Source organism: Flavobacterium circumlabens (assembly GCF_004345565.1).
Taxonomy (GTDB): domain Bacteria; phylum Bacteroidota; class Bacteroidia; order Flavobacteriales; family Flavobacteriaceae; genus Flavobacterium; species Flavobacterium circumlabens.
Genome location: NZ_SLWA01000007.1, coordinates 37,271 through 59,894 on the forward strand (window position 1 = coordinate 37,271; position 22,624 = coordinate 59,894).

Consider the following 22,624-nt stretch of genomic DNA (forward strand, 5'->3'; position numbering starts at 1 on the left):
ATTTCTAATTTTATTTTTAAGTTTATTCAAAAAAAGAGCATACCCACTCGTCTTCACTTTTTTCTAGTTCTTCGTAAGTTCCTTCAGCATGTATTACACCGTCTTTTAAAACCATAATGCGGTCTGCAGTAAGTTTTGCGCAGGCCATATCATGTGTAATAATGATTGATGTTGTTTTGCGTTTGTGTTTTATTTCTAGGATCAACTCGCTGATTTCTCTCGATGTGATCGTATCTAAACCGGTTGTTGGTTCGTCGTATAAAATAATTTCAGGTTTAAGAATTAAAGTTCTGGCCAGACCAATTCTTTTTTGCATTCCGCCAGATAATTCAGAAGGCATTTTATCTATCGCATCGCTCAACCCTACATTATCAAGTGCTTCCAGAACTTCGGCTTCTACTTCTTCCGGTGTTAAATCCCTTTTGTGTTTTCTCAGTGTAAAAGCCAAATTTTCGCGAACTGACATCGAATCGTACAAAGCACCACTTTGAAATAAAAAACCAATTCTTACCCTGATTTCATTCAGGTCTTTTTTACTCAGGTTCAGCACATTTTCGTCGAATACTTTTATTTCGCCTTTGTCAGGTTCAATTAAGCCTACGATGCATTTTATGGTTACTGATTTTCCCGAACCGGAACGGCCTAGAATCACCAGGTCTTCCCCTTTATTTACAGTAAGATTGACTCCTTTTAAAATCGTATTATTTTTGCCAAATGTTTTGTGCAGATTTTTAATCTCGATTATTGGAGTTTTACTTTTTGCTTTCGGTTCTTTCTCTATATTTTTTTCTTCTTTAATCATCTTTAAAAAAATAAGTCAGTTATTTGAACGGCTACCATATCAATTATAAAAATGGCTAAAGAGGCGGTTACCACAGCAGAGTTTGCTGCTTTTCCAACACTTTCAGTTCCATTAGAAGCATTAAATCCTTTGTAACATCCAATCATTCCGATAAAAAAGCCAAAGAAAAAAGTCTTTATTGTGGCCGGAAATAAATCCAGAAATTCTAATGATTGGAGAATTTGTGTCAGATAACGATAAAAATTGACATCCCCGTGAATATTAATACCAATATATCCGCCGACAATTCCTACTGCATCAGCAAAAAACACCAATATCGGAACCATTAACGTACAGGCTAAAATGCGCGTTACTACCAGATAATTGTACGGATTAATAGCCGAAACTTCCATAGCATCAATTTGCTCTGTTACTTTCATAGAACCTAATTCAGCACCAATTCCTGACGATATTTTTCCGGCACAAATCAGAGCGGTAATTACGGGAGCAATTTCACGAATTAAAGAAAGTGCCACCATTCCCGGTAACCAGGATTCGGCTCCGAATTTTACCAAAGTCGGCCTTGATTGCAGTGTAAGAACCAATCCCATAATGAAACCTGTTATAGCGACAAGCGGCAATGATTTATATCCTATAATATAGCATTGCTTCACGAATTGTTTTGCCTCATAAGGAGGTACAAAAACTTCCTTAAAAAACTGCTTTGCAAACAAGGTTGCATTACCAATCTCTTCGAATGTATTTTTTAAAGTGAGAATCAAAATACTACTGTTTTAGTTAGTTTAAATTTTTGAAAATCAATATTTTAACATATCTGAATTTTCCTTTGTTATTTCTGAATAAAATTACCCTATTAGTTAACAAAAATTCTTACACAACTTTTTATGATGTTTATATAATTTACATAACAGTACAATAATTTTAGCAAGTTAACGTTTCTTCAAAAATTCTGAAAAACAAAAAATCCCTTTGCGATAAAGGGATTTTTAAAGTAGTAGTAGAAAATTCAGTTTTTTGAAATATAGAGTAAGTGGTTAAATTATTGATTAATAGCAACGCCGGTTTTAGCTTTCATTAGCGGAATCACCTTGCTTTCTGATAACTTTAGATTTTCCATAATTAATCTTGCCGTTAGATAACAAACCGTAGATTCTGATCCCTGATTCAGGTTTACATTTTCTTTTTCCAGACCGTCATATCCTCCTCCGCTAATCGGATTATACATAATTTGATTGAGGTGATTTTTCCCTAAAAACCAGTTAAAGGCAATTTTCATCTTTTGTTTGTATTCCGGATTTTTAAAGGCGCTGTAAAAAGAGTTCAGTGTTTGAATCATGTACGAAACATCAATTGGCTGTTCGCCATATTCATGCGGCTCTGAATCTTTGTGGTACCAGCCGTTGTTTGAAATTACTTTGAAATTATCGCCTTTATAAGTTTTCGAAATCAAGAAATCCAACGATTCTAGAGCTACTTTTTTATAGATAGGTTTATTGGTTACTAAATAAGCGTACAACATAGACTCCGGTAAAATTCCGTTTCCGTAAGTCATATAATTTTCGAACCATTTCCAGTCTTTCGTTGAAGAAATTTCATAATTAGACAATAATTTGGCATTCAGTTTATTGATAATTGCAGCCACATATAAATTAGGAACAGCACTGTGATACAAATACAAACCTTTTGTTGCAAAACCAATAGAGCGTGGCGACTGAATACTTTCTGCCCATTTTAAAGAGTTCAATAAACATTTTGCCGCTTTTTTAGTTATAGATTCCGGCAACAGGCTGCCAAGAGAAACAACAGTTCCTAAAGCCCAGATGCCGCGTGCATTAGAATCTTCTAAATTAACTTCTTCATTTTGCTCAATATGTTCCCGATTGTGCTGATCTACATAATTCATGAAATTACCTTTTGGTTTCTGGCAACGTTCAATGAAATCTAAATAAATCAAAATATAAGGCAAATCATCTTTGTCTTGTGTTAGTTTATAATGCATACAAATCGCAACCAGGGCTCTTGCATTGTCATCCAGCGTATAACCGGAAGAAATATCGGGAACAGAAATTTTGCTAAACTGAATGATACCAAGTTCGGTAGTCATTTTTTTAACGTGGGCCAACTGAATGGAAGGATAGCTATATTTGATTTCATATGTTTTATCCATCAGCTTTTTGTAAGTATTCATATGCGTAATCCCAACATTTTCCCAGGAAGAAGCTCTTGTTTTTCTGAAAGCGTTTTTCCCCATTTCTTCTCTTAGATTTTCATCATTAAGTAGTTTAATGGCAGCTGCGGCAAACTGATTTTCATCTCCAATATCAACTAAAATTCCTGAATCTTCTGTTAGCACTTCTTTGGTATGCGGAATTTTGGATGCTACAATCGGGCAGGCACAACTCATGGCGTAAGAAAAAGTGCCGCTTACAGCCTGATTCGGATCTTTTGAGGTAAACATATAAATATCTGTTGCCTGTAAATATTCTAAAAGCTGATCTGTTTCAAGATATTGGTTGATAAAACGAACATTATCATGTAAGTCCAATTCATTGACAATACCTTCAAGTTTTTCACGGTATGTATCAACGCCGTCAATAATTAAGTTTGGATGTGTTCTTCCAATAATTAAATAAAGTGCATTTGGTGTGTTTTCTACAATTTTACCTAAAGCTCTCAAACCGGTTTCAATATTTTTTCCTTCTCCTAAAAGTCCAAAAGTAGATAAAACAGTTCGGTCTTCAAATCCTAATTTTGCTTTCGCTGTTTCCGGTGCCTCGTAAACAACAACGTGTGTTCCGTGAGAAATAGTGGTGATAAATTCTTTTGGAATATCATAATCATTAATCAATATTTCTTCGGATCTGTTTGTCATTACAAATACAGAATTACTGTAATTCAGCAATAATTTTACAAATGTTCTTAATTCGTTATTAGGACCGGGAAGTACAGTATGAAAGGTAAACGTTACGGGTTTTTTGATCACATTTAAGAAATCTAATAAATGATCGCCGTAGTTTCCTGAAAACAAACCAAATTCATGTTGAATATGAACGAGCTTAATACTTTCATCCGCATTCATTTCTTCCGCAACGCGCGTATAATCTTCTCTGTTTTTTGTGTTTAAGGTAAAGGCCTGTGTTGGTTTTGCTTTTGGTTTATCGACCAGTTCACAAATTTCACAAGTGACAGATTTACCATAAACATCGGTAATTCCTTTGATTGTATCCTGCGTATAAGTAGCTATTCCACATTGCGTTGGTGGGAAAGTAGATAGAAAAACTATTTTTAATTTACTTGATAGTGCTTTCATGGCGATTATTTTTTAATTCGTTTAATATTTAGTAAGGACACAGATTCAATTGTTGGTTTGTCATCTTTTTCTAAAAGGACTGCTATTTTTTGTAGCCAATTTCATCTTTTTCAGTGTTTATTTTTATAATGTTTAAAATTAGAACTAACATAAGGCCACGATTAATCCAATCCGCTAAAAAATTAACTCTAAAGGATTTACGTGGGAATTCTGTAAGACATAAATTGAAATTCTGATAGTTCTGCTGGATTTTCAGCATTATTGTGTTATGTACTCGATTGCGCTAAAAAAAAAATGGATTGAGTTAAAAGAAGCTGTTTTTTAAAAAGAAATTTGAAATAACAAATCAGACCTTATAAGTCATTTTATAAACTAAAAAATCAAATATTATGTTACGTTGGACAGTCATTTTTATTATTCTTGCTATAATAGCCGGAATATTTGGCTTTGGTGGAATTGCCGCCGGAGCAGCTAGTATTGCAAAAGTTTTATTCTTCATATTTTTAGTGTTATTCGTTATCTCATTAATAAGCGGAAGAACAAAAGTGTAGTGATCATTCATTAACTTATAAATTAAAAGCGTCGCAAGTGTATTACTTAAGACGCTTTTTTTATTGTGAAAATGAGATAATGAGAGAATGAGATAATGAGAGAATGTGATAATGAGAGAATGAGAGAATGAGAGAATGAGAGAATGTGAAAATGAGATAATAAGAAAATGTAAAAATGAGAGAATGTAAAAATGTGAGAATGTGCGACGGCGACTGCCACTGCTTTTTCGACCACCCCTGAGACTGAGACTGTCACTGTGCCTGCTTTATTTTCTGTCACAACTTTACCAATCGTCTGCAACTGACTCAGATGTCTCCGGATGTGGATGAGTGCAAAACTAACCCATTCGTAAATGGTGAATTTGCCGAAGCCGGGAATTTCGAAATCGAGGCAGGTTAAGGTTAAATCATAGTTTTCGGAAACATTTAATAGTTCCTTTTCAATTTTTAAAAGGGATAATGCTAATGAGTTTTTGTTGTAAGTTATATTTGACGGAATTATAGCTTCCGGAGATTTCATTTTTATATCGTAATTAAAGAAAAGAGCTTCTATGTCTTTCACTTTTTCGTCTGGCTTTCTGGACGTTTTCCCGGTCTTTCCTGCAAACATTTCAGGAAACCCGGAACATCCCATAATCAAATGCTGTATAACTTGTCCGGCAGTCCAGCTTCCTTCAAACGGAACGGTATTTAGTTCTGTTTCAGAAAAAGAAGTGAGTTTATGATTTAACTCCTTAAAGGTTTCGACTATTTTTTTTTGAATTTCTGTCTTCATTTTTTCTGATTTAGAAATTATTTTTTTACAGCTGTAATCCACCAGACATTACCAAAAGGATCTGTTACACCACAGGCTCTGCCGTAATCCTGGTCGCTTGGCGGCATCAGAACGGTTGCACCGGCCTGAACTGCTTTTTCAAAAGTTGCATCGGCATCCGGGACATATACAAATAAGTTTGCTGTTTGTTTTTTCCAGTCTTTAGATTCATCTGTAACCATGATGGTGCTTCCGTCAATACGTATTTCGGCATGCATTACAGTTCCGTCGTCCCGAAACGATTGCGGATCGGAGGTTTCGGCATTAAAAACATTTTGGGTAAAAGCTATAAATTGTAATGCTCCGTCTAAAATTAAATAGGGCATTATGGTCTGATGGCCGGCAGGTAATTTCATCGTTATAGTATTTAACAATTAGTAACAATTAATGCTGTAGAATGAATATTTTAAAAAGTACTTCCGTATAGTTATGCTAATACTTCACAGTGATATCCGTAGGAGTTAAGAAGGGCTATTATTGTTCGGTTTGAAATTGATACTGCATGAATTCTCAAAATCTTATCACAATCTTCAAGGTCAAAATTAATGACACTGTCAGGAAAATGTTCAAGAAGCTTCATTACAATCATTTTTGACTGCTCCGTTTCCTGAACATTTGTTTTAAAAACTTCGATCATTGTTTTGAAGTTTATAACGCGATATTTTTATGTCGCTCAATTTTATGATAATAGAAATAAGAAATCAGCAGGATCACCAAAATGATTAATGGGAAAAAAGACTGAAATCCGAATCCGTCCACTGCAAAATGGCTTATGGAAGCAAATAAAAAGTCAAAAGTAAAGCCGGCGTAAGCCCACTCCTTTATTCTGTTTGGTACTTGCGGAATCACCAGTGCCAGAACGCCCAACACTTTAAAAACGACCAAAGCGTTACCGAAATATTCAGGATAGCCTAAATGTCTGATGCCTTCTTTGGCCAGTTCGGTCTGTGAAGTCAATGCAGGCATAACGCCTTCGAATAGAAAAATAATAATAGTGGTGATCCAGAAAATAATTTTTGCTTTCTTCATTGGTTTGTTTTTTAAATAGTTAAGTTGAATATTTAATACAAATCTACCATTGTTATTCCTTTATTGAATACGTATTTGCGACTTTTTTAGGGTCATTTACGACAGATTTTTTTTTAGGTACAAAGTTGCAAAGGTTCAAAGGTTGAGAGGTGCTGAGTTGGAATTTGGAATTTGAAAAATTGGAATTTAATTAAAGAATATAATTTTTGATGACAAACAAATCGGCAAAACCCAATCGGGTGTAAATATCTTTTCCCATTGCAGAGGCCTGCAATAAGGCATATTCGGCTTTTAAATCTATGGAGCGATTAAGAGCAAATTTCATGATTGCTTCGGCAAAACCTTTTCGTCTCATTTCCGGGATTACTCCAACGCCGTGAATTCCGATATTATTTCCGGTTTGAAATAACATGCAGGTCCCTATAGGTTGATTTTCCAACGAAAATAAATAAAAAGAAACCTGATTGTAATTCCGGATCAGGATTTCTTTACTGATTTCATAACCAAAAGCTTCCGGATATAAATCAGCCCAGATTTTGGCGTCCTGTTCATTGGTAACCCGTTTGAAATGCAGATTGGTTTCGTATTTGAATTTTTGTTCCAATCGCAACGCCATTGCGACTTGTTCTGTTTTAACCGTTAAACCTTTGGCTTCCAGAATTTCGTTTGAATTGCTGTGGTGAATATCAAAATACGGAAGAACTAAACCTGAATTGGCCTGCATGATTTGTATTGCAGTTTCAGCATCAGTTTCAGAAATATCCGTTCGAAACCATAATTTGTTGGGCCAGCCTGAATTTTCGATTTTGCAGTATTCCGAATTTTCTTTTTTATGATAAGATTCAAAAGGAGTTCCGACGGTTTTCCATAAACCGGTAAGATTATCAATATTGTCGCGGATCAGATTGCTATTTTTCATTTCGTAATAAATTATACAACAAAGGTAAGTTTCGTTTTTAGTCAAAACCTTTACATATGTTGATTACAGGTCTTTTTCAAGACTTTTTCTGATCCGGCTTAATTGTGTAGGCGTAATCCCTAAATGTGAAGCGATGTGGAGCAGGGGAATCCGGTTCGAAATATCGGGATGTCTGGAGATAAATTGCAAATATCTTTCGGTGGCGTTTTCCATGACTAAGGAGATTTCCCTTTGTTCTTTTTCAATCACCCAGTTTTTTTCCAGATAAGCGATGTAGAAATTTTTAAGATCATCATTCCGGAAAATCAGTTCCCGGTATTTTTGGTAATTGATGCGGATCACAATTGAATCTTCGAGTGCCTCTATAGAAAAATCAGAAGGGGTTTGCTGTAGGGAAGAAGCTGTTGAACCTGCAAAAGAGCCTTCGGTAAAAATATTTTTGTTGTAAATAGTGCCTTCTTTGTCGGTAATATAAGCTCTTAAAATGCCTTTGCAGATGAAATAAAGTTCTTTGGCTACCTGACCATTTCTAAGTAAAATATCTCCTTTTTTTACCGATTGAAATGCAGTAATGGCTTCTATTGACTGCCAGGATTCAGAAGTGATCGGAGCATAATTTTGAAAATTTAACTGTAATTCGCTGAGATATTTGTTTTTATCAATTGTCATGGCTTAGAAAAGATTTTTTATTGCTTATCAAAAGTATTTATTTTTTTTGTTTTGTGAAGGTTCAAAGGTGCAGAGGTTCAAAGGTGCAGAGGTACAAAGGTGCAAAGGTGCAGAGGTCTAGCGTTTTTTCTTTACTCTTTGTTCACACAAACAAAAAAAACGCTGCAGAATCGAAATCCTGCAGCGTCACTCAAATAAATAATTAAAAAACGGGTATTATCTCCAACCTCCGCCCAATGCGCGATATAACTCGGTATTGGCAGATAGTTGTTCTCTTTTCAAATTAGCCAGTTCTAACTCACTTTGCAATAAATTGGACTGCGCCGTGATAACTTCAAGATATTCTGCCATTCCGTTTTTGAATAACAAATTGGCGTTTTTAATGGCTTGCTGTAATGTTTTTACACGCTGCTCAAGGAAAGATTTCTGAAGCTCTAATTTCTCCACTTTTACCAAAGCATCAGCTACTTCACTAATGGCTACCAGAACAGCTTGTCTAAAGCTTAAAACGGCTTTTTCTCTTTCGGCAACTGCAATATTGTATTGTGTTCTTACCTTTTTATTATTCAGTAAAGGTTGTGTCAAACCTCCTGCAACAGTTCCGAATAAGGAAGCAGGAATGTTGAACCAATTACTGGTTTCGAATGAATTTACGCCGCCCTGAGCAGTAATTTTAAGCGACGGATACAAATCGGCTTTTGTAATTCCGACGTTTGCATTGGCTACTTTTAAGGCCAGTTCGGCACTTTTTACATCCGGTCTGCGGCTTACTAAAGAAGACGGAATTCCGATTGCATTGTTATTTTTAACTTCAAGAACGCTTAAACGGGTCGTTCTGGTTTTTGAATTTGGAAAAGATCCTGTTAAAACACTTAAAGCATTTTCCTGAACAGCAATGTTTTGTTCCAATTGCGGAATCAATTGTTCTGCAACCAATTTCTGTGCTTCAGATTGTTGAATCGCCAGTGTAGTAACCTGACCCGCATCGTATTTTAATTTAATGATGTTGGTCGTACTGTCGTTTAACTGTAAATTTTTCTTAGCGATTTCCAATTGTGCATCCAGCATTAAAAGATTGTAATATCCTTTCGAAACATTGGCTACGATAGTAGTCTGCAATGCTTTTTTTACTTCTGCAGATTGAAGATATCCGGCATAAGCGCCTTTTTTCTGATTACGGATTTTACCCCAAATATCAGCTTCCCAGGATAGTGATGCTCCGGCAGAATAATCGTCAATGTGTTTTTGACCTAAAGCCTGATTCAGGTTCATGCCCGTAAAACTATTGTCAGACGGATTACTCGTGCTTGCGGTTACATTTAAATTAATCTGAGGAATATTTCCCCATTTTGACTGTGTAAATCGGTATTGTGCGATTTCAATGTTTTTCGTAGCGATTTGTAAATCATTATTTCTCGCCACTGCACTATCAATCAATTGAATAATGTCACTTTCTGTAAAGAAATTTTTCCACTCCAGATCCCCGATACTTGTCGTATCCTTTGAAACCGATGCACTCCTGAAATTTTCAGGAAATGCATCTTTTGGAGTTTCAATATCCTTAGAAACTTTACAGGATATGAATGTGATGATCAGAATAGTGGCCATCACGATTTTGGTTATATACTTTTTCATTTTATAGGTTGTCATTAAATTTCTTTACAAGTATCTTTTCTCGTGTCAAGATCTCTTGAAATTTTATAGGATATGTAAGCGATGCCCGTAATAATGGTCACCAGTATTGTCGTTATATAATTTTCCATTTTTATTTTTCTTCGTTATGAATTACGGCTACCGGTTTTCCGGTAACTTTTTCTTGTAAATATTGGAATACGATGAATAAAACAGGGATGATAAACAAGCCCAGAATTACTCCCGAAATCATTCCTCCGGCGGCACCAATACTAATAGAGTGGTTACCCTGAGCCGATGGACCTTTGGCACTCATCATCGGAATCAATCCAACAACGAAAGCCAGTGACGTCATGATAATCGGACGTAAACGCAGTTTGGCAGCATCGATGGAAGCTTTGACCAATGCCTGACCTGATTTTCTTTTTTGTACCGCGAACTCGACGATCAGAATCGCATTTTTGGCGAGCAATCCGATAAGCATTACCAGTGCAACCTGTACATAAATGTTATTTTCGATTCCTGTTAAACCAATCGCTACGAATACTCCAAATATACCTGCAGGTATTGAAAAGATTACGGCCAGTGGCAAAATGTAACTTTCATATTGTGCAGCAAGTAAGAAATAGATGAATATCAGACACAATAAGAAAATTGTTGCCGATTGCCCTCCGGAAGAAATCTCCTCACGGGTTTGTCCTGAAAACTCATAACTGTAACCTGCAGGTAATTGCTGTGCTGCAACTTCTTCAATCGCTTTGATAGCATCTCCCGAACTAAATCCCGGTTTTGGAATCGCATTAATCGAAATAGAGTTGAATAAGTTGTATCTCGAAGCGGTTTCTGAACCATAAATACGGGTTAGTTTTACTAAAGTATTTATCGGAACCATTTCGCCATTTTTGTTTTTTACAAACACACGGTCAATAGCGGACGGATCTGCTCTGTCGGCAATATCGGCCTGAACCACGACTCTGTAATATTTACCAAATCGGTTAAAATCGGAGGCCTGAGCACTACCAAAATAAGCCTGCATCGTCTGCAGTATATCTTTGACTTTTACGCCTAACTGATCGGCTTTCTCATCGTTGATATCCAATTGTAATTGTGGATAATCGGCTTTGAAACTCGTAAAGGCTACGGCAATTTCCGGACGTTTCATTAATTCTCCAATGAAGGTTTGTGAGATGCCGCTAAATTTATCCAGTTTACCACCGGTTTTATCCTGTAATACTAAATCCAATGCCTCAACATTACTAAAACCCGGTACAGTCGGGAAACTGAATACGAAGAAACTTCCTCCTGAAATCGCGCCTAATTTGCCACGAACCTGATTCATGATTTCGTCGATATTTTTGATATCCCCACGCTCTTCATTTGGTTTAAGCAATACGAAAACAACTGCTGAAGAAGGACTGGTAGAGTTCGTCAATAAGTTGAAACCGGAGATTGCCGTTACAAATCTTGAAGCATCAAGACCTCTTAACGTATTTTCTGCCTGCGTCATTACTTTCTGAGTTCCATCCAATGATGTTCCTGAAGGCGTATTTACCGCAATGGCAATAAATCCCTGATCTTCTGTCGGAATAAATCCTGCAGGAGTTGTTTTAACCATTACAACCGTAGCGAAAGTAATTAAAGCCAAACCACCTAAACTCACCCATTTGTTACGGATTAAGAATTTTAATCCACCCACATAACGGTTGGTTAAAGCATTGAAACTATTGTTAAATCCGGCAAAGAATTTTTCTTTAAACCCTTGTTTAACGTATGGAGTTTCTCCGTCGTGTGCTGCATGATTATCTTTTAAGAATAAAGCGGCAAGGGCAGGGCTTAAAGTAAGGGCGTTTACAGCTGAAATTACAATTGCAATTGCCATTGTGAAAGCAAACTGGCGGTAGAAAACCCCGGTTGAACCTTCCATAAAACCTACCGGCAGGAATACAGCAGCCATTACCAGCGTAATCGAGATAATAGCACCCGTAATTTCGTGCATTGCTTCATGAGTTGCTGCTTTTGGAGACAGATGTTTGTGCTCCATTTTCGCATGCACGGCCTCGACGACGACAATCGCATCATCGACCACAATACCAATCGCTAAGATTAAAGCGAAAAGCGTAAGAAGGTTAATCGAGAATCCGAATAACTGCATGAAAAAGAACGTTCCTAAAATTGCTACGGGAACAGCAATCGCCGGGATTAATGTCGATCTAAAATCCTGAAGGAAAATAAATACCACAATAAATACCAATATAAAAGCTTCAATCAAAGTATGTTCAACCTGCTCAATAGACTGGTCTAAAGAAACTTTTGTACTATAGAAAATATTGTGTTTTATTCCCGCAGGGAAATCTTTTGAGGCTTTAACCATCAATTTGTTGATCGCAACCTGAATATCATTGGAGTTCGAACCCGCTAACTGGATAATACCAATTACAACTCCTTTTTTACCATTAAGACGTGTTAAACTGTTATAAGAATAAGCACCAAGTTCTACTCTCGCCACATCTTTCAATCGAAGTACAGAACCATCTGCATTAGAACGAATGGCGATGTTTTGATAATCTTCGGGTTTGGTCAGTTTTCCTTTGTATTTAATAACGTATTCAAAAACCTCTTTACTTCTTTCTCCAAATTTACCCGGAGCAGCCTCTAAACTTTTGTCCTGAATAGCGGCCATAACTTCATTTGGCGTAACATTATGAGTAGACATTTGTGTTGGGTTTAACCACACACGCATGGAGTAATCTTTGGTACCACCAAAAATAGCAGCCGAACCTACACCCGGAATACGTTTGATTTCAGAGATAATATTGATTTGTGCATAGTTGGCAACAAAAGTCTGGTCGTATTTCGCTTCATCTTCGGTATACATACCGATTGCCATAATAAAACTGTTTTGTTGTTTGGCTGTGATTACACCTTGCTGTACCACCTCTGAAGGCAGCTGACTTGTAGCCTGTGCCACCCTGTTCTGAACGTTTACAGCAGCCTGATCGGCATCTGTACCCAATTTAAAGAAAACAGTAATCGCTAAAGTACCGTCATTACTGGCTGTTGAACTCATGTAAGTCATGTTCTCAACACCATTTATAGACTCTTCCAGAGAAGGGGCAACAGAACGTAAAACCGTTTCTGCGTTAGCTCCCGGATAAACTGCCGTTACCAAAACCGATGGCGGCGCAATATCAGGAAACTGTTGTAAAGGTAATTTTGTAAGTCCAAGTACTCCGAGGATCACCAACAAGATGGAGATAACGGTTGCCAGTACGGGTCTTTGTATAAATATTTTGAACATTTTCGTAAAAATTATTTTTTGTTAGTTATTTGTGCAACCTTGGCAGTAGCAGCTTTCTCAGGCTGAATCAACTGACCTTCCTGAAGTTTGTCGATACCGCTTAATACAATTTGGTCACCCGATTTTACACCATCCTTAATAAGATAATTGGTACCGCTTTTACCGATTACAGTAATTGGCATTTTGGTTACTTTATTGTCAGTTCCTACAGTAAAGACAAAAACTTTATCCTGCATTTCAATCGTAGCCGATTGCGGAACCAAAATAGCGTCATCATGCTGAAGACCTAAACGTATTTTACCGGTGTTACCTGAACGTAAAGTTCCGTTTGCATTTGGGAAAGTGGCTCTTAACGTAATAGCTCCGGTAGTTTTATCAAACTGACCGTCAACCATATCAATTTTTCCGGTTTGCGGATAGGCATTATTATCGGCTAATATTAAAGAAACCGGAGGTAATTTTTTTATTTTGTCTCCAATGCTGTTTCCGGCATATTGCGATTTAAAGTTGATGAAATCAGTTTCACTTAAAGAGAAGTAAGCAAAAACTTCATGTACATCGGAAAGTGTTGTTAAAGCTTCAACATCTGTTGCAGAAACGAGGCTTCCTTGTTTTTTTGGTAATCTTCCGATATAACCACTTACAGGAGCAGTAACATTGGTATAGCCTAAATTGATTCTTGCTGATGCTACCATTGCTTTTGCCTGCTCAATATTGGCAGCGGCAATTTTCTGGGAAGCTTTAGCCGTTTTCAGCTGATGGTCAGATACTACTTTGTTTTGTACGAGCGGAGTTAATTTGTCTACTTCTAACTGAGCGTTGATCAAAGCAGCTTCAGAAGCGTGAAGACTTGCCAGGGCATTGTTTAACTGCTCACGGAAAGGACGTTCGTTTATTTTGAAAAGCGACTGGCCTTTAGAAACATACGCTCCTTCGTCTACCAGAACGCGATCTAAATTTCCACTTACCTGTGGACGGATCTCAACATCTACAGTTCCTTGTATAGAAGCAGGATATTCAGCATCAGTCGTCGTGTTAGCACTTGTGATTACCGAAACAGGTAAAAGTGGTGCCGGAGCTGCAGCTGGTGCCTGAGATTTATCAGCACAACTTATCAGCACAAGTGCCAGAATAAAGCTGGTTATAATTACATTTTTCATTTTAATATTGGTTTTAATTTGTTGGACATTCTCGTTTTTTAAATATTTATTTTGGGTATTATCTGAATTCATCTTATGGTTATTAAATTTTCTAACGTTGTTAAGTAAATAAGTGTAAAAGTCTATATAATCATGGTTGCCAAATCTATTTCATAATTGGTATTAAATTATTTATCACCGTTAAGTAGCACAGAAAAAAAAGCCTCTATATTACTCTATTAAATTTTCTAACACTGTTAAGTAAAGTAGTAAAAAAATAGTTGCTAAATTACCTATTAAATCATTTATCACTGTTAAGTAAAAATGAAATTTTTTTTATTGTATTGATTTTATAATACCACCAATCGCATCTTTTAAGATTTGGGCATTTATGGTTGCCATGATATCACTTTTATTAATGATGTTAATGGCAATCAAACCATGAATAACAGAAAAGAAAGTAAAATATTTTTGTTTGATAACCTCTTCCGTTGGATTACTGCTTTTCATAATTTCAGCAATTACAGAAGTAAATAATTTATAAGGTGTTTTAGAAGCATCACATTGTTCCGAACAACAGTTCATTTGAACCCCAAACATGACCTGATACATTTCGGTATCCGTAAAGGCGAAATCCCAATAGGCCATCCACATAGCTTCTATCTGCTCTTCCGGTTTTTCAAATTTAGCTTTGGCACTTTCAAGTTCCCTGCCCAATTTCATAAAACCTTTACCGGTTAATTCCCTTAAAATAGCATCCTTGTTAGAAAAGTATTCATAGATAATAGGAGCCGTATATTCAATCTTATCAGCAATCTTTCTCATACTCAGACCTTGCCATCCTTCTTCTTTGACGATAGCGTAAGCAGCCTCAAGAATATTAGTTCTTGTCTCTTCTTTTTGTCTTAAAATACGATCTTTACTTGCCATTTTGATTAAGTATTAAATTGTTTAACACCGTTAGGCAAATGTAGGACGGTTTTTCTGATTATCATATAATTTCATTATAATATTTTCTTATTGTAGTATAGAGTACTGTAAAAAAATGCCGGAAGTCCTTATTTATAAGGGTTTCTTATTTAAAAATTATTTTTAAGAACCAGTTTTTTCGTATTTGATCGCTTAATAAGTGTGCATTTTTTTATCGCCTGCATAATAATTTATCTTTTTTAATGATTCAGTAATTATAATTCTTTATTTTATTGGATAATTATCGGGATTTTGTGACGTATGAAAAATAGCGTTTAGAAAAACAGTTTTTGAAGGTTCATCTACCATATAAAAAGCTATGTAAGGAAATTTTTTGAAGGGCAAAAAACTATAATTATTATCGTGAATTTGATAAAAAGGGTTTATTTGTAAAGCTTTATAAGTTTTTTTGTAATCATTAAGAAAATCTAAAGCTACTTTTTTACTCGCTTTTGCAATATAATATTCAAGAGCTTTTTCAATATTCTTTAATGCAATAGGAGAAACGATAATCTTATAACTCATACTTCTTTTTTAGATCTGTATAAAGTGATTCAGCGTCTGTATATAATTTTTCATCGGGGTTAACCTGACTGTCCAAAATTTCTTGCTGCTTATCAGATAATTTATAAGGTTTTACATTTTCGATCTCAAATTTTATCTTTAGTGATTTCATGAAATCTTTAACAGCTTCTATCTGAGAAGCATCTTTTGTATATGCCGTGATGTTGATTGCTTGCATGATTTAAAATTTACTAAAGTTGATAAACAAAGTTAATACAAAAGTCTAACTTTCATGTTGATCATCATAATTTATTTTAATCAGACAGCTAACTAAAAAAGGGCTTTTGTTATCCTTAAATTACTTTACTTTTTTCGATTGACGTATATGATAATTGGATTTTTACCATCCAAACCTCTTTTATTGCGACCAAATAAACCAATTTCAGTATCATCCGGGCTTTCTGATTTTAATTCGTTTGGATTTACATAGGTATACATTCCATAGCCATGGCCGGAGATAACCCAACCATCAGTTTTATTTAAATGTGTAACTCCAAAATCTCCAGCTGGCCCACCTGGATAAACAGGCCCAAATTCTTTCATTAATTTTATTGCTTCACTTTCCAAATTTGGAATTGTGTCTGCACTGTCAAAGATTATATATGTTCCGTTTTTAAATTAAACCCAATCCTTAAATTTTGGATTTATGGCAAGTTCAACGTGATTTACTAAAGTTTTTTGAGTCATTGTGTTAGTTTTCTGGATGTTAACTTTCTTTTTCTCTGAGTTACTACAACCTAATAAAAATAAGTTTAGAAGGATAAAAAATATTTTAAATCTTTTCATTATCGGCGGTTTAGCATTTATGGAGTATTTATAACTAACTCTTAAGAAGTTTCAGGACTTTGTAACAGCAATATTAGTTGAATAACTTTTAAAAACAATGAATTTACGTAAAAAGCAAATTGGAAAGTTAAGTAGGGCGCAAGATCTAACAGTATTCCTTCTGGTATTATTTTCATTTCTTACCACTTAGAAAAAAGACCGCAAAAAAAACATAATTATAATTATTTTCTTACTTTTTAATTCTTCTTATACTATCTTAGTTTTTAAAATTAAAAAGTGTTGAAAACTAAAATCTAAAGATAGTAGTTTTACTATCTTTGTAAAGCCATTGTAAAATGAAGTCAAGAGAATTTATTAGGGAAGCTGTGCGAAATGGATGGGTATTCTTAAGACAAGGTAAAGGAAGTCATGAAATTTATAAAAAGCAGGGAAAGCAGGTTGCAATTCCCAATCATGGAGCAAAAGAGATAGGAAAGGGGGCTAGAACAAAAACTGAGGAAAGAAATGGGACTTTAATTTTTTGTAAATAATGAAAAAGTATGAAAACAATTAGAATTATAATCGAAAGAAACGAAGATGGTTTTTGGGGATATGCAGAAAATGAAAAAGCAATTGTTGGCGGAGGAGATACGGTGCAGGAATGTAAACAAGATATATTGGATTGTATTGAAACTTTAAAAGATTTAAATACAGCTAGTAAACCAGCTTTTCTGGAAAAAGAGTATGGGCTAGTTTATAAATTTGATACAGCTAGTTTATTAAGCTATTATAAAGGAATATTTAGCAATTCGGCACTTGAAAGAATTACTGGAATAAATCAAAAGCAAATACAACATTACGCATCTGGTCATCGTAATCCAAGAGCAGAACAACGTTTGAAAATAGAAAATGCTTTACACAATCTGGGTAGAGAACTTTTGGCGGTAGAGTTATAAAGGATTAAAAAATCTGGTGATAAGATTAAGAAGGTTATGAGAGATAATTGTAATTCAATAGTTATCTATTTAACATAATTTGGTGACACACATGCTTCCCAATAACTTACAATTGTTTTGATGGTTTCTTTAATATCGTTATACGCTGTAGGTTTAACAAAAAAGCCCTGAATTGATTTCGAATAAGCATCGATAACATGTTTTTGTTCGGCACTGGTAGAAAAGAATAAATACGGAATAGATTTCAGTCTTAAATCTTCATTTTCATGAATTTTTGCACGTAATTCCATACCACTTAACTTGGGCATATTGATATCAGAGAAGATAATGAAAGGCTCAATTTCTGTAGAGGTTAGGTACTCTAAAGCTTTTTCGCCCTCAGTAAAAAAGATGATTTCATTTTTATAATTAAGCTCTTCAAATATATCAGTTAAAATTTCCTGATCATCTAAATCGTCTTCAATAATAATAATGGGGCCGCCCTTGTTCATTTTTAGTTTTTGGTAAAGATAGTTTATTTTAATCCGGTAAGCAATCTTTTATAATTATGGAGACACTTCATTTTTAATTTAAAAAGAAGATCCGGAAGCATTTTTAGAATTCTCCGGAACTAAAAAGGCTTTAGCCAAATACGCCTATTCGGCTAAAGCCAGGATTCTTACAAATACAAAATCCCTCCACCTAAAGCAGGAGGCAATCAAAGTAAGTTATGGTAAACCAAAGTTTTTAGCCCAAAAACTTAAATTTTCTTATATAACTTAAATGTTAGGAAAAACTTAAAAACAGACCTCAAACTTCACTGTTTTTAAATAGCTTCAAGCTAAAGCAGCAGGCTATTGATTCGGTTATAAAATGGAGTTTCAATTCCGTATTGAGCCGCTTTTTCAATCACATAATCTACCAAAAATGGTTTCTCGGTTTGATTTTGGTTTTCGAAATCCAATTGCAGAGATGATTTGGATTCGAATGGAAACTTAGTCAGTAACTCTTTTGAAGTTTTAATGTCTTCGTTTGTCAAATTAATATTGTTTTTACTGGCAAGGGACTGAATTTCCATCATCATATTTTCAAGAATCTCCATTAGATTTGAGTCTTCCAGAAGTTGCCCGAAAGTGACTTTATAGGCAGAAGTGATTGCGGCAACAGGTGCAACGAATAAGTATTTTTTCCATAAAATTTCGTTGATGTTAGCCACATGTGTAATGTCTAATCCACCTGCTGCCAATAAATTAAGTATCGATTGGTCTTCGTTTCCTCCAACAAAAATTTTCCCGGGACCCCCAACATGCTGAATATGTCCGGGCTTCTTAACATTTGAAGCAACATAAATACAACCTTCCATAATTTTTCCGGTCTTGGGTAAAGTCTCACGGATTATTTCTCTGGCATTCACTACATTTTGCAAGGTGATTATGACTGTTTCGTCATTGATACAATCTTGATAAGTGGCTAATATACTGCTTATAGAATAGGACTTACAAGTAAGAATCAGCACATCCAGAATTCCAATTTCGGTTGGATTATCTGATACTAAATCCGGAAATATAGTTTCTTTAGTGCCTTTAGATTCAAATAGTAAACCTTCGTTTTGAATCGCTTTTTTAGTATCGCCTCTACAAATGAATATAATTTTGGTCGTACTGTCCTTGTACTTTTTTGCTAACGGAGCGCCAACAAATCCGCCGATTCCACCAATTCCGATAATTCCTATTTTTATTGTATCTGAGTTCATATTGTAGTATTTTGGGTTTAAATTCGTAATGCAAAGTAAATAGGTTCATAATCATTAATTGATGTAAAAATATAGGTTATATTTGTAAAAATTAAGGATTATGAAAGACACGTTTTTTATATACAAAGATTTCGAAATTTATTCGGTAGAAGAACTTACCTGGAAAAAGGAAGTTCACAGGCATAACTTTTTCGAATTATTGTATATTGAATACGGAACGGGAAATCATACTTTAAATTCGATTCCGCACCAGTATAAAAAGCACGATATTTATTTGCTTACCCCAAAAGATTATCACTCTTTTAAGACACTGGACCCTACAAAATTTCACTGTTTGCGTTTTCTGCCCGGTTTTTTTTCGAATAAAAAAGAAATCGAAGAAATCGAGAAGTTGTTTTACTACCACAATCAAACCAACGGTAATTTGGTTTTCCCTGAAGACGATAAAGCCTTTTGCGAATTGCTTATTGTAAAAATACTGGATGAAATAGCAAAGCAAAAAGAACAAAACGAAATTATAATCAAGACTTTGATGATGTCGCTGATTCAAATCATTCGAAGAAACGCCAGTATCAGTGAAAGAAATTTAAACCTGCAAACGACTCAGGTATTAAAGATAGATACTATTTTGAGTTACATTCGCTCTAATATTGCCAATCCGCATTTGTTAAGGAAAAAAGAAATCGCCAATCATTTTAATGTTTCGGTCAATTATATTGGCGAGTATTTTAAAACGCATTTAAATATTACTTTAAGAGACTATATCGAGCAGACAAAGCTTAAAGTTGTCACAGAGAAATTAAGCAAAAGCAATCTGACTTTCTCAGAAATCAGCAACGATCTGGGCTTTATCGACAGCAGCCATTTTAATAAATTCATAATGCGAAGCACCGGAATTTCTCCCTCTGAGTTTAAAAAAGCATTAAGTAGTACTTCATAACGTATTACTAGCTTTCTTAAAAATAATGGTGTTGCCATTCTATGTATATTCAAGCAGAAGGCTCACACGGCAGCTCAAAGTTGTTGCAAAATACAAAATGAATAAATTTGTAACCATTTGTGTTTCAAAATTTCTGTTTCAAAAAAAAGAAACATAAATTTTGAAACAATTTTTGTAACAAAGTCAACAGTGCGATAGATAAAAAAAGTAAGAAAAATCTTTTAAAAAATGAAAGTTTTTTCTTATTTTTGCAGCTCTTAAATCTTCACATTAAGAACGTATTAAAATTGCCTGGGAACAGGTTTTATATTCACTAAAAATGGAAGATATGAGTACAAACACTTTTTCAAAAGAAACTGAAACAAGATTAATTGATTTTTTTAACCACATCATAGCCCCGGAGGATATGGCGAAGGTAATCCGACAGGTAAATTATACAATGGCCTTAGGTGTGATGCGGGAAAAGGAAACTCCCCAAAACGGAATAGAAAACAACTTTTACTGGCTGAATGAATTGGCCGAAATTTTAAATCCTTATTTAGAAGTGGAATAAGTTTTTTCTTTGGTATTATTTTTAAAATGAGAAACCTCGATCTTGGAAAAGGTCGAGGTTTTTTGGTTTAATAAATATACAATAGCCTCCTGCTTTAGCTGGAGGTTTATAATAGAATAGTAAAAGGGCTTTAGCCAAAAATAAACATTCGGCTAAAGCCAAAATCTTATAATACGAAATTCCTCCAGCTAAAGCAGGAGGCTATTCAACCTTTTGAAACTTAAAAAAAGAATTAAAGTTTGCTCTCGTCCCAAAGTTTCGGGATCGCGATTGCGTCTTTGTGAGAGATTTTCTGTTGCTTATTACAATACGTACAAGGTTTTAAAAACCTTGCAGGAAAGCCTGAAAAAATAAAAATAAAATTTTCTTGTATGACTTATATGGTAGAAAAAACTTTACTAGTAAATCCGCAACGAGAATTAAATCTTTGTCGAACCACTTGCTAAGATTTCTCCTTCGTCGAAATGACAGAAAGTGAAAATAAAAACTTTGCGTCTTTGCGGGATTATTTTTATTTTCATAAGCCTTGTCCCGAAGCTTCGGGACGTTCAGGATGACAATTAGAGGATTTAAGAATAATCTAAAAACTTTGTGAATCGCCACTAAATCTTCCATAAAAAAAGGACGATACTTTATAATGTATCGTCCTTTAAGATATTTTATCTACATTTTAAAATTAGCTTTAAAATGTAGCTATCAGAATGAATTATTTTACAATAATTTCTTTGTTTAAATATTGATTTCCTACCTGGAAAACAAAAAAGTAAACTCCTTTTGACCAGCTAGATACTTCTACCTGAGTAGGATTTGCTATAGTTTTTACTAATGCACCTGTAGAAGAATAAATTTTTACTGCATCTATAGGATCCGGAGAACTAATAGAAACCGTATGACTTGCAGGGTTTGGATAAACTTTGATTGTATTATTTAAAACAACATCATTCAGACCCAAATTATATTGACAATTGATGCTAAAAGTTACTGTTTTATCGTAAACCCATGTTGTAGTTCGAACACTATTAAGGTCATCAACTTGTATACAGCTTAAATCCGGGTTTAAACTGGCTTTCATTAAATTAAAGAAAAGTGTTTTTCCGTTATTTAAGTTCAAAGACCTAAGTTTATTAGCTCTGCAATCTATAGAGGTCAGTTTCACATTTAAACTAATGTCTATATCCACAATTTTATTATTCTCGCAGCCAAGGTCGTAAAGCACTAGATTTTTAGACAAGTCTAATGCAGTAAGCAGGTTTGATCCTGTTCTTAATCTTTCCAGTTTAGTATTGTTAGAAAGGTTTAATGATGGGATCTTATTAGTACCACACTCCAGCGTTTCTAAATTTACAAGTGCTGATGTATTCAACGCTGTTAAATCATTTCCAACAACGTATAATCCATCTAACTTGGTATTGCTACTTAGATCTACTGTTATTAAATCGTTATAGTTAGCATTTAATCCGGTAAGGTTTATAAAAGCTTCAATTCCGGATAAATTTTTGATTGATTGCCAGCTACAATCCATGTATCCTGTGAAAGCTTCCGCTTCGGTTTTGCTTATTTCAGCATCACCATCTGTGTTAATCTCCGTTTTTCCAACTAAAAAGGCTTTGAATTTTACATCCGGAATTGTAATGTTTTGCGATTGTACTGCTGAAATTGCCAGTAAAAGAAATGTAGAAAGAGTAATTTTCATTTTCATAGAAAAAATTTTAAGGATTAATTTGTAGCGCAATTTAGAAATTTTAACATTATAAAAAAATGTTAATTATACAATTTATACAAAGTTTACTTACAATGGAATGTCTATTAAAAAATTAAATTTCAAATCGATATTCGATTTTTTTTTACTTACTGAAAGGAGAATATTTTTTATAGGAAAAGCATTAAAAAAGAGGAGTACGATAGCAGGAAATAGCTACTTAAAAACCTTAAGGTTTTCTTTAATTAAAAGTTTTGAAAAAAAAGAGCATAAAAACTTTGCT

The 22,624-nt window shown here is 34.7% G+C and carries 24 protein-coding genes; 5 read left to right on the plus strand and 19 right to left on the minus strand.

Annotated features, from left to right (window positions below; translation table 11 throughout):
- Nucleotides 1–22: 22 nt before the first annotated feature.
- From EV142_RS16630 to EV142_RS16640, 3 genes are all read right to left on the minus strand, one after another.
- Nucleotides 23–802, minus strand: coding sequence for an ABC transporter ATP-binding protein (locus tag EV142_RS16630; protein ID WP_132036968.1), 780 nt, complete (start codon nt 800–802; stop codon nt 23–25).
- Between the two features lie 2 nt (nt 803–804).
- Nucleotides 805–1,563: an MlaE family ABC transporter permease gene (locus EV142_RS16635; RefSeq protein ID WP_132036969.1), complete on the minus strand. Its 759-nt coding sequence runs from the start codon at nt 1,561–1,563 to the stop codon at nt 805–807.
- 278 nt (nt 1,564–1,841) lie between these two features.
- A complete protein-coding gene (locus EV142_RS16640) occupies nt 1,842–4,112 on the minus strand; it encodes a glycosyltransferase (RefSeq protein WP_132036970.1) in 2,271 nt (756 codons plus the stop codon).
- 389 nt (nt 4,113–4,501) lie between these two features.
- Between EV142_RS16640 and EV142_RS16645 the strand changes: the two genes are divergently transcribed.
- Nucleotides 4,502–4,663: a DUF1328 family protein gene (locus EV142_RS16645; RefSeq protein ID WP_047777346.1), complete on the plus strand. Its 162-nt coding sequence runs from the start codon at nt 4,502–4,504 to the stop codon at nt 4,661–4,663.
- Nucleotides 4,664–4,709: 46 nt separating this feature from the next.
- Here the strand turns inward: EV142_RS16645 and EV142_RS16650 are convergent, their stop codons facing one another.
- From EV142_RS16650 to EV142_RS16710, 13 genes are all read right to left on the minus strand, one after another.
- On the minus strand, nt 4,710–5,438 hold the full coding sequence (locus EV142_RS16650; RefSeq protein WP_238698744.1) for a DinB family protein: 729 nt from the start codon (nt 5,436–5,438) through the stop codon (nt 4,710–4,712).
- Nucleotides 5,439–5,455: 17 nt separating this feature from the next.
- A complete protein-coding gene (locus EV142_RS16655; protein ID WP_132036971.1) occupies nt 5,456–5,833 on the minus strand; it encodes a VOC family protein in 378 nt (125 codons plus the stop codon).
- Nucleotides 5,834–5,904: 71 nt separating this feature from the next.
- Nucleotides 5,905–6,114 carry a hypothetical protein gene (locus EV142_RS16660; RefSeq protein WP_132036972.1) on the minus strand — a complete coding sequence of 70 codons (210 nt, stop codon included), beginning with the start codon at nt 6,112–6,114 and terminating at the stop codon, nt 5,905–5,907.
- 11 nt (nt 6,115–6,125) lie between these two features.
- Nucleotides 6,126–6,506, minus strand: a complete 381-nt coding sequence (locus EV142_RS16665) for a DoxX family protein (protein ID WP_132036973.1) — start codon at nt 6,504–6,506, stop codon at nt 6,126–6,128.
- A 190-nt stretch (nt 6,507–6,696) separates the two neighbouring features.
- Nucleotides 6,697–7,425 (minus strand): GNAT family N-acetyltransferase, encoded by a 729-nt coding sequence (locus EV142_RS16670; protein ID WP_132036974.1) that lies wholly within the window; start codon nt 7,423–7,425, stop codon nt 6,697–6,699.
- A gap of 63 nt (nt 7,426–7,488) precedes the next feature.
- Nucleotides 7,489–8,094 (minus strand): Crp/Fnr family transcriptional regulator, encoded by a 606-nt coding sequence (locus EV142_RS16675; protein WP_132036975.1) that lies wholly within the window; start codon nt 8,092–8,094, stop codon nt 7,489–7,491.
- 216 nt (nt 8,095–8,310) lie between these two features.
- Nucleotides 8,311–9,729 carry a TolC family protein gene (locus tag EV142_RS16680; RefSeq protein ID WP_132036976.1) on the minus strand — a complete coding sequence of 473 codons (1,419 nt, stop codon included), beginning with the start codon at nt 9,727–9,729 and terminating at the stop codon, nt 8,311–8,313.
- A gap of 130 nt (nt 9,730–9,859) precedes the next feature.
- Complete coding sequence (locus EV142_RS16685) at nt 9,860–13,024, minus strand: efflux RND transporter permease subunit (protein ID WP_132036977.1); 3,165 nt, start codon at nt 13,022–13,024, stop codon at nt 9,860–9,862.
- 11 nt (nt 13,025–13,035) lie between these two features.
- Nucleotides 13,036–14,184, minus strand: a complete 1,149-nt coding sequence (locus EV142_RS16690) for an efflux RND transporter periplasmic adaptor subunit (protein WP_371311646.1) — start codon at nt 14,182–14,184, stop codon at nt 13,036–13,038.
- Between the two features lie 315 nt (nt 14,185–14,499).
- Nucleotides 14,500–15,093: a TetR/AcrR family transcriptional regulator gene (locus tag EV142_RS16695; protein ID WP_132036979.1), complete on the minus strand. Its 594-nt coding sequence runs from the start codon at nt 15,091–15,093 to the stop codon at nt 14,500–14,502.
- A gap of 264 nt (nt 15,094–15,357) precedes the next feature.
- On the minus strand, nt 15,358–15,657 hold the full coding sequence (locus EV142_RS16700; protein ID WP_132036980.1) for a type II toxin-antitoxin system RelE/ParE family toxin: 300 nt from the start codon (nt 15,655–15,657) through the stop codon (nt 15,358–15,360).
- Nucleotides 15,647–15,874, minus strand: a complete 228-nt coding sequence (locus EV142_RS16705) for a DUF2683 family protein (protein ID WP_132036981.1) — start codon at nt 15,872–15,874, stop codon at nt 15,647–15,649. Before EV142_RS16705 ends, EV142_RS16700 begins: the two co-directional genes overlap by 11 nt.
- Before the next feature lie 125 nt (nt 15,875–15,999).
- Nucleotides 16,000–16,263, minus strand: coding sequence for a hypothetical protein (locus EV142_RS16710; RefSeq protein ID WP_238698745.1), 264 nt, complete (start codon nt 16,261–16,263; stop codon nt 16,000–16,002).
- 554 nt (nt 16,264–16,817) lie between these two features.
- Here EV142_RS16710 and EV142_RS16715 point away from each other — a divergent pair.
- Both EV142_RS16715 and EV142_RS16720 read left to right on the plus strand, forming a co-directional pair.
- Nucleotides 16,818–17,012 carry a type II toxin-antitoxin system HicA family toxin gene (locus EV142_RS16715; protein ID WP_132036982.1) on the plus strand — a complete coding sequence of 65 codons (195 nt, stop codon included), beginning with the start codon at nt 16,818–16,820 and terminating at the stop codon, nt 17,010–17,012.
- Between the two features lie 9 nt (nt 17,013–17,021).
- Complete coding sequence (locus EV142_RS16720; protein WP_132036983.1) at nt 17,022–17,417, plus strand: type II toxin-antitoxin system HicB family antitoxin; 396 nt, start codon at nt 17,022–17,024, stop codon at nt 17,415–17,417.
- A gap of 65 nt (nt 17,418–17,482) precedes the next feature.
- Here EV142_RS16720 and EV142_RS16725 read toward each other — a convergent pair whose 3' ends face one another.
- Together EV142_RS16725 and EV142_RS16730 are read right to left on the minus strand one after the other, a co-directional pair.
- Nucleotides 17,483–17,908 (minus strand): response regulator, encoded by a 426-nt coding sequence (locus tag EV142_RS16725; RefSeq protein ID WP_132036984.1) that lies wholly within the window; start codon nt 17,906–17,908, stop codon nt 17,483–17,485.
- A gap of 329 nt (nt 17,909–18,237) precedes the next feature.
- The gene (locus EV142_RS16730) at nt 18,238–19,149 is read right to left on the minus strand and encodes a ketopantoate reductase family protein (protein ID WP_132036985.1); all 912 of its coding nucleotides are present in this window, start codon (nt 19,147–19,149) and stop codon (nt 18,238–18,240) included.
- A 100-nt stretch (nt 19,150–19,249) separates the two neighbouring features.
- Between EV142_RS16730 and EV142_RS16735 the strand changes: the two genes are divergently transcribed.
- Both EV142_RS16735 and EV142_RS16740 read left to right on the plus strand, forming a co-directional pair.
- Nucleotides 19,250–20,089, plus strand: coding sequence for an AraC family transcriptional regulator (locus EV142_RS16735; protein WP_132036986.1), 840 nt, complete (start codon nt 19,250–19,252; stop codon nt 20,087–20,089).
- 328 nt (nt 20,090–20,417) lie between these two features.
- Nucleotides 20,418–20,642: a hypothetical protein gene (locus EV142_RS16740; protein ID WP_132036987.1), complete on the plus strand. Its 225-nt coding sequence runs from the start codon at nt 20,418–20,420 to the stop codon at nt 20,640–20,642.
- A 706-nt stretch (nt 20,643–21,348) separates the two neighbouring features.
- On the opposite strand, the gene EV142_RS16745 is transcribed toward EV142_RS16740, so the two are convergent.
- On the minus strand, nt 21,349–22,341 hold the full coding sequence (locus tag EV142_RS16745) for a T9SS type A sorting domain-containing protein (protein WP_132036988.1): 993 nt from the start codon (nt 22,339–22,341) through the stop codon (nt 21,349–21,351).
- Nucleotides 22,342–22,624: the final 283 nt, after the last annotated feature.

What these genes read in the sequence shown, in the direction of transcription:
- EV142_RS16630 (WP_132036968.1), bottom strand. Translation starts at nt 802, where the DNA reads ATGATTAAAGAAGAAAAAAATATAGAGAAAGAACCGAAAGCAAAAAGT.
- EV142_RS16640 (WP_132036970.1), bottom strand. Translation starts at nt 4,112, where the DNA reads ATGAAAGCACTATCAAGTAAATTAAAAATAGTTTTTCTATCTACTTTC.
- EV142_RS16645 (WP_047777346.1), top strand. Translation starts at nt 4,502, where the DNA reads ATGTTACGTTGGACAGTCATTTTTATTATTCTTGCTATAATAGCCGGA.
- EV142_RS16650 (WP_238698744.1), bottom strand. Translation starts at nt 5,438, where the DNA reads ATGAAGACAGAAATTCAAAAAAAAATAGTCGAAACCTTTAAGGAGTTA.
- EV142_RS16655 (WP_132036971.1), bottom strand. Translation starts at nt 5,833, where the DNA reads ATGAAATTACCTGCCGGCCATCAGACCATAATGCCCTATTTAATTTTA.
- EV142_RS16660 (WP_132036972.1), bottom strand. Translation starts at nt 6,114, where the DNA reads ATGATCGAAGTTTTTAAAACAAATGTTCAGGAAACGGAGCAGTCAAAA.
- EV142_RS16665 (WP_132036973.1), bottom strand. Translation starts at nt 6,506, where the DNA reads ATGAAGAAAGCAAAAATTATTTTCTGGATCACCACTATTATTATTTTT.
- EV142_RS16670 (WP_132036974.1), bottom strand. Translation starts at nt 7,425, where the DNA reads ATGAAAAATAGCAATCTGATCCGCGACAATATTGATAATCTTACCGGT.
- EV142_RS16675 (WP_132036975.1), bottom strand. Translation starts at nt 8,094, where the DNA reads ATGACAATTGATAAAAACAAATATCTCAGCGAATTACAGTTAAATTTT.
- EV142_RS16680 (WP_132036976.1), bottom strand. Translation starts at nt 9,729, where the DNA reads ATGAAAAAGTATATAACCAAAATCGTGATGGCCACTATTCTGATCATC.
- EV142_RS16685 (WP_132036977.1), bottom strand. Translation starts at nt 13,024, where the DNA reads ATGTTCAAAATATTTATACAAAGACCCGTACTGGCAACCGTTATCTCC.
- EV142_RS16690 (WP_371311646.1), bottom strand. Translation starts at nt 14,184, where the DNA reads ATGAAAAATGTAATTATAACCAGCTTTATTCTGGCACTTGTGCTGATA.
- EV142_RS16695 (WP_132036979.1), bottom strand. Translation starts at nt 15,093, where the DNA reads ATGGCAAGTAAAGATCGTATTTTAAGACAAAAAGAAGAGACAAGAACT.
- EV142_RS16700 (WP_132036980.1), bottom strand. Translation starts at nt 15,657, where the DNA reads ATGAGTTATAAGATTATCGTTTCTCCTATTGCATTAAAGAATATTGAA.
- EV142_RS16705 (WP_132036981.1), bottom strand. Translation starts at nt 15,874, where the DNA reads ATGCAAGCAATCAACATCACGGCATATACAAAAGATGCTTCTCAGATA.
- EV142_RS16715 (WP_132036982.1), top strand. Translation starts at nt 16,818, where the DNA reads ATGAAGTCAAGAGAATTTATTAGGGAAGCTGTGCGAAATGGATGGGTA.
- EV142_RS16720 (WP_132036983.1), top strand. Translation starts at nt 17,022, where the DNA reads ATGAAAACAATTAGAATTATAATCGAAAGAAACGAAGATGGTTTTTGG.
- EV142_RS16725 (WP_132036984.1), bottom strand. Translation starts at nt 17,908, where the DNA reads ATGAACAAGGGCGGCCCCATTATTATTATTGAAGACGATTTAGATGAT.
- EV142_RS16730 (WP_132036985.1), bottom strand. Translation starts at nt 19,149, where the DNA reads ATGAACTCAGATACAATAAAAATAGGAATTATCGGAATTGGTGGAATC.
- EV142_RS16735 (WP_132036986.1), top strand. Translation starts at nt 19,250, where the DNA reads ATGAAAGACACGTTTTTTATATACAAAGATTTCGAAATTTATTCGGTA.
- EV142_RS16740 (WP_132036987.1), top strand. Translation starts at nt 20,418, where the DNA reads ATGAGTACAAACACTTTTTCAAAAGAAACTGAAACAAGATTAATTGAT.
- EV142_RS16745 (WP_132036988.1), bottom strand. Translation starts at nt 22,341, where the DNA reads ATGAAAATGAAAATTACTCTTTCTACATTTCTTTTACTGGCAATTTCA.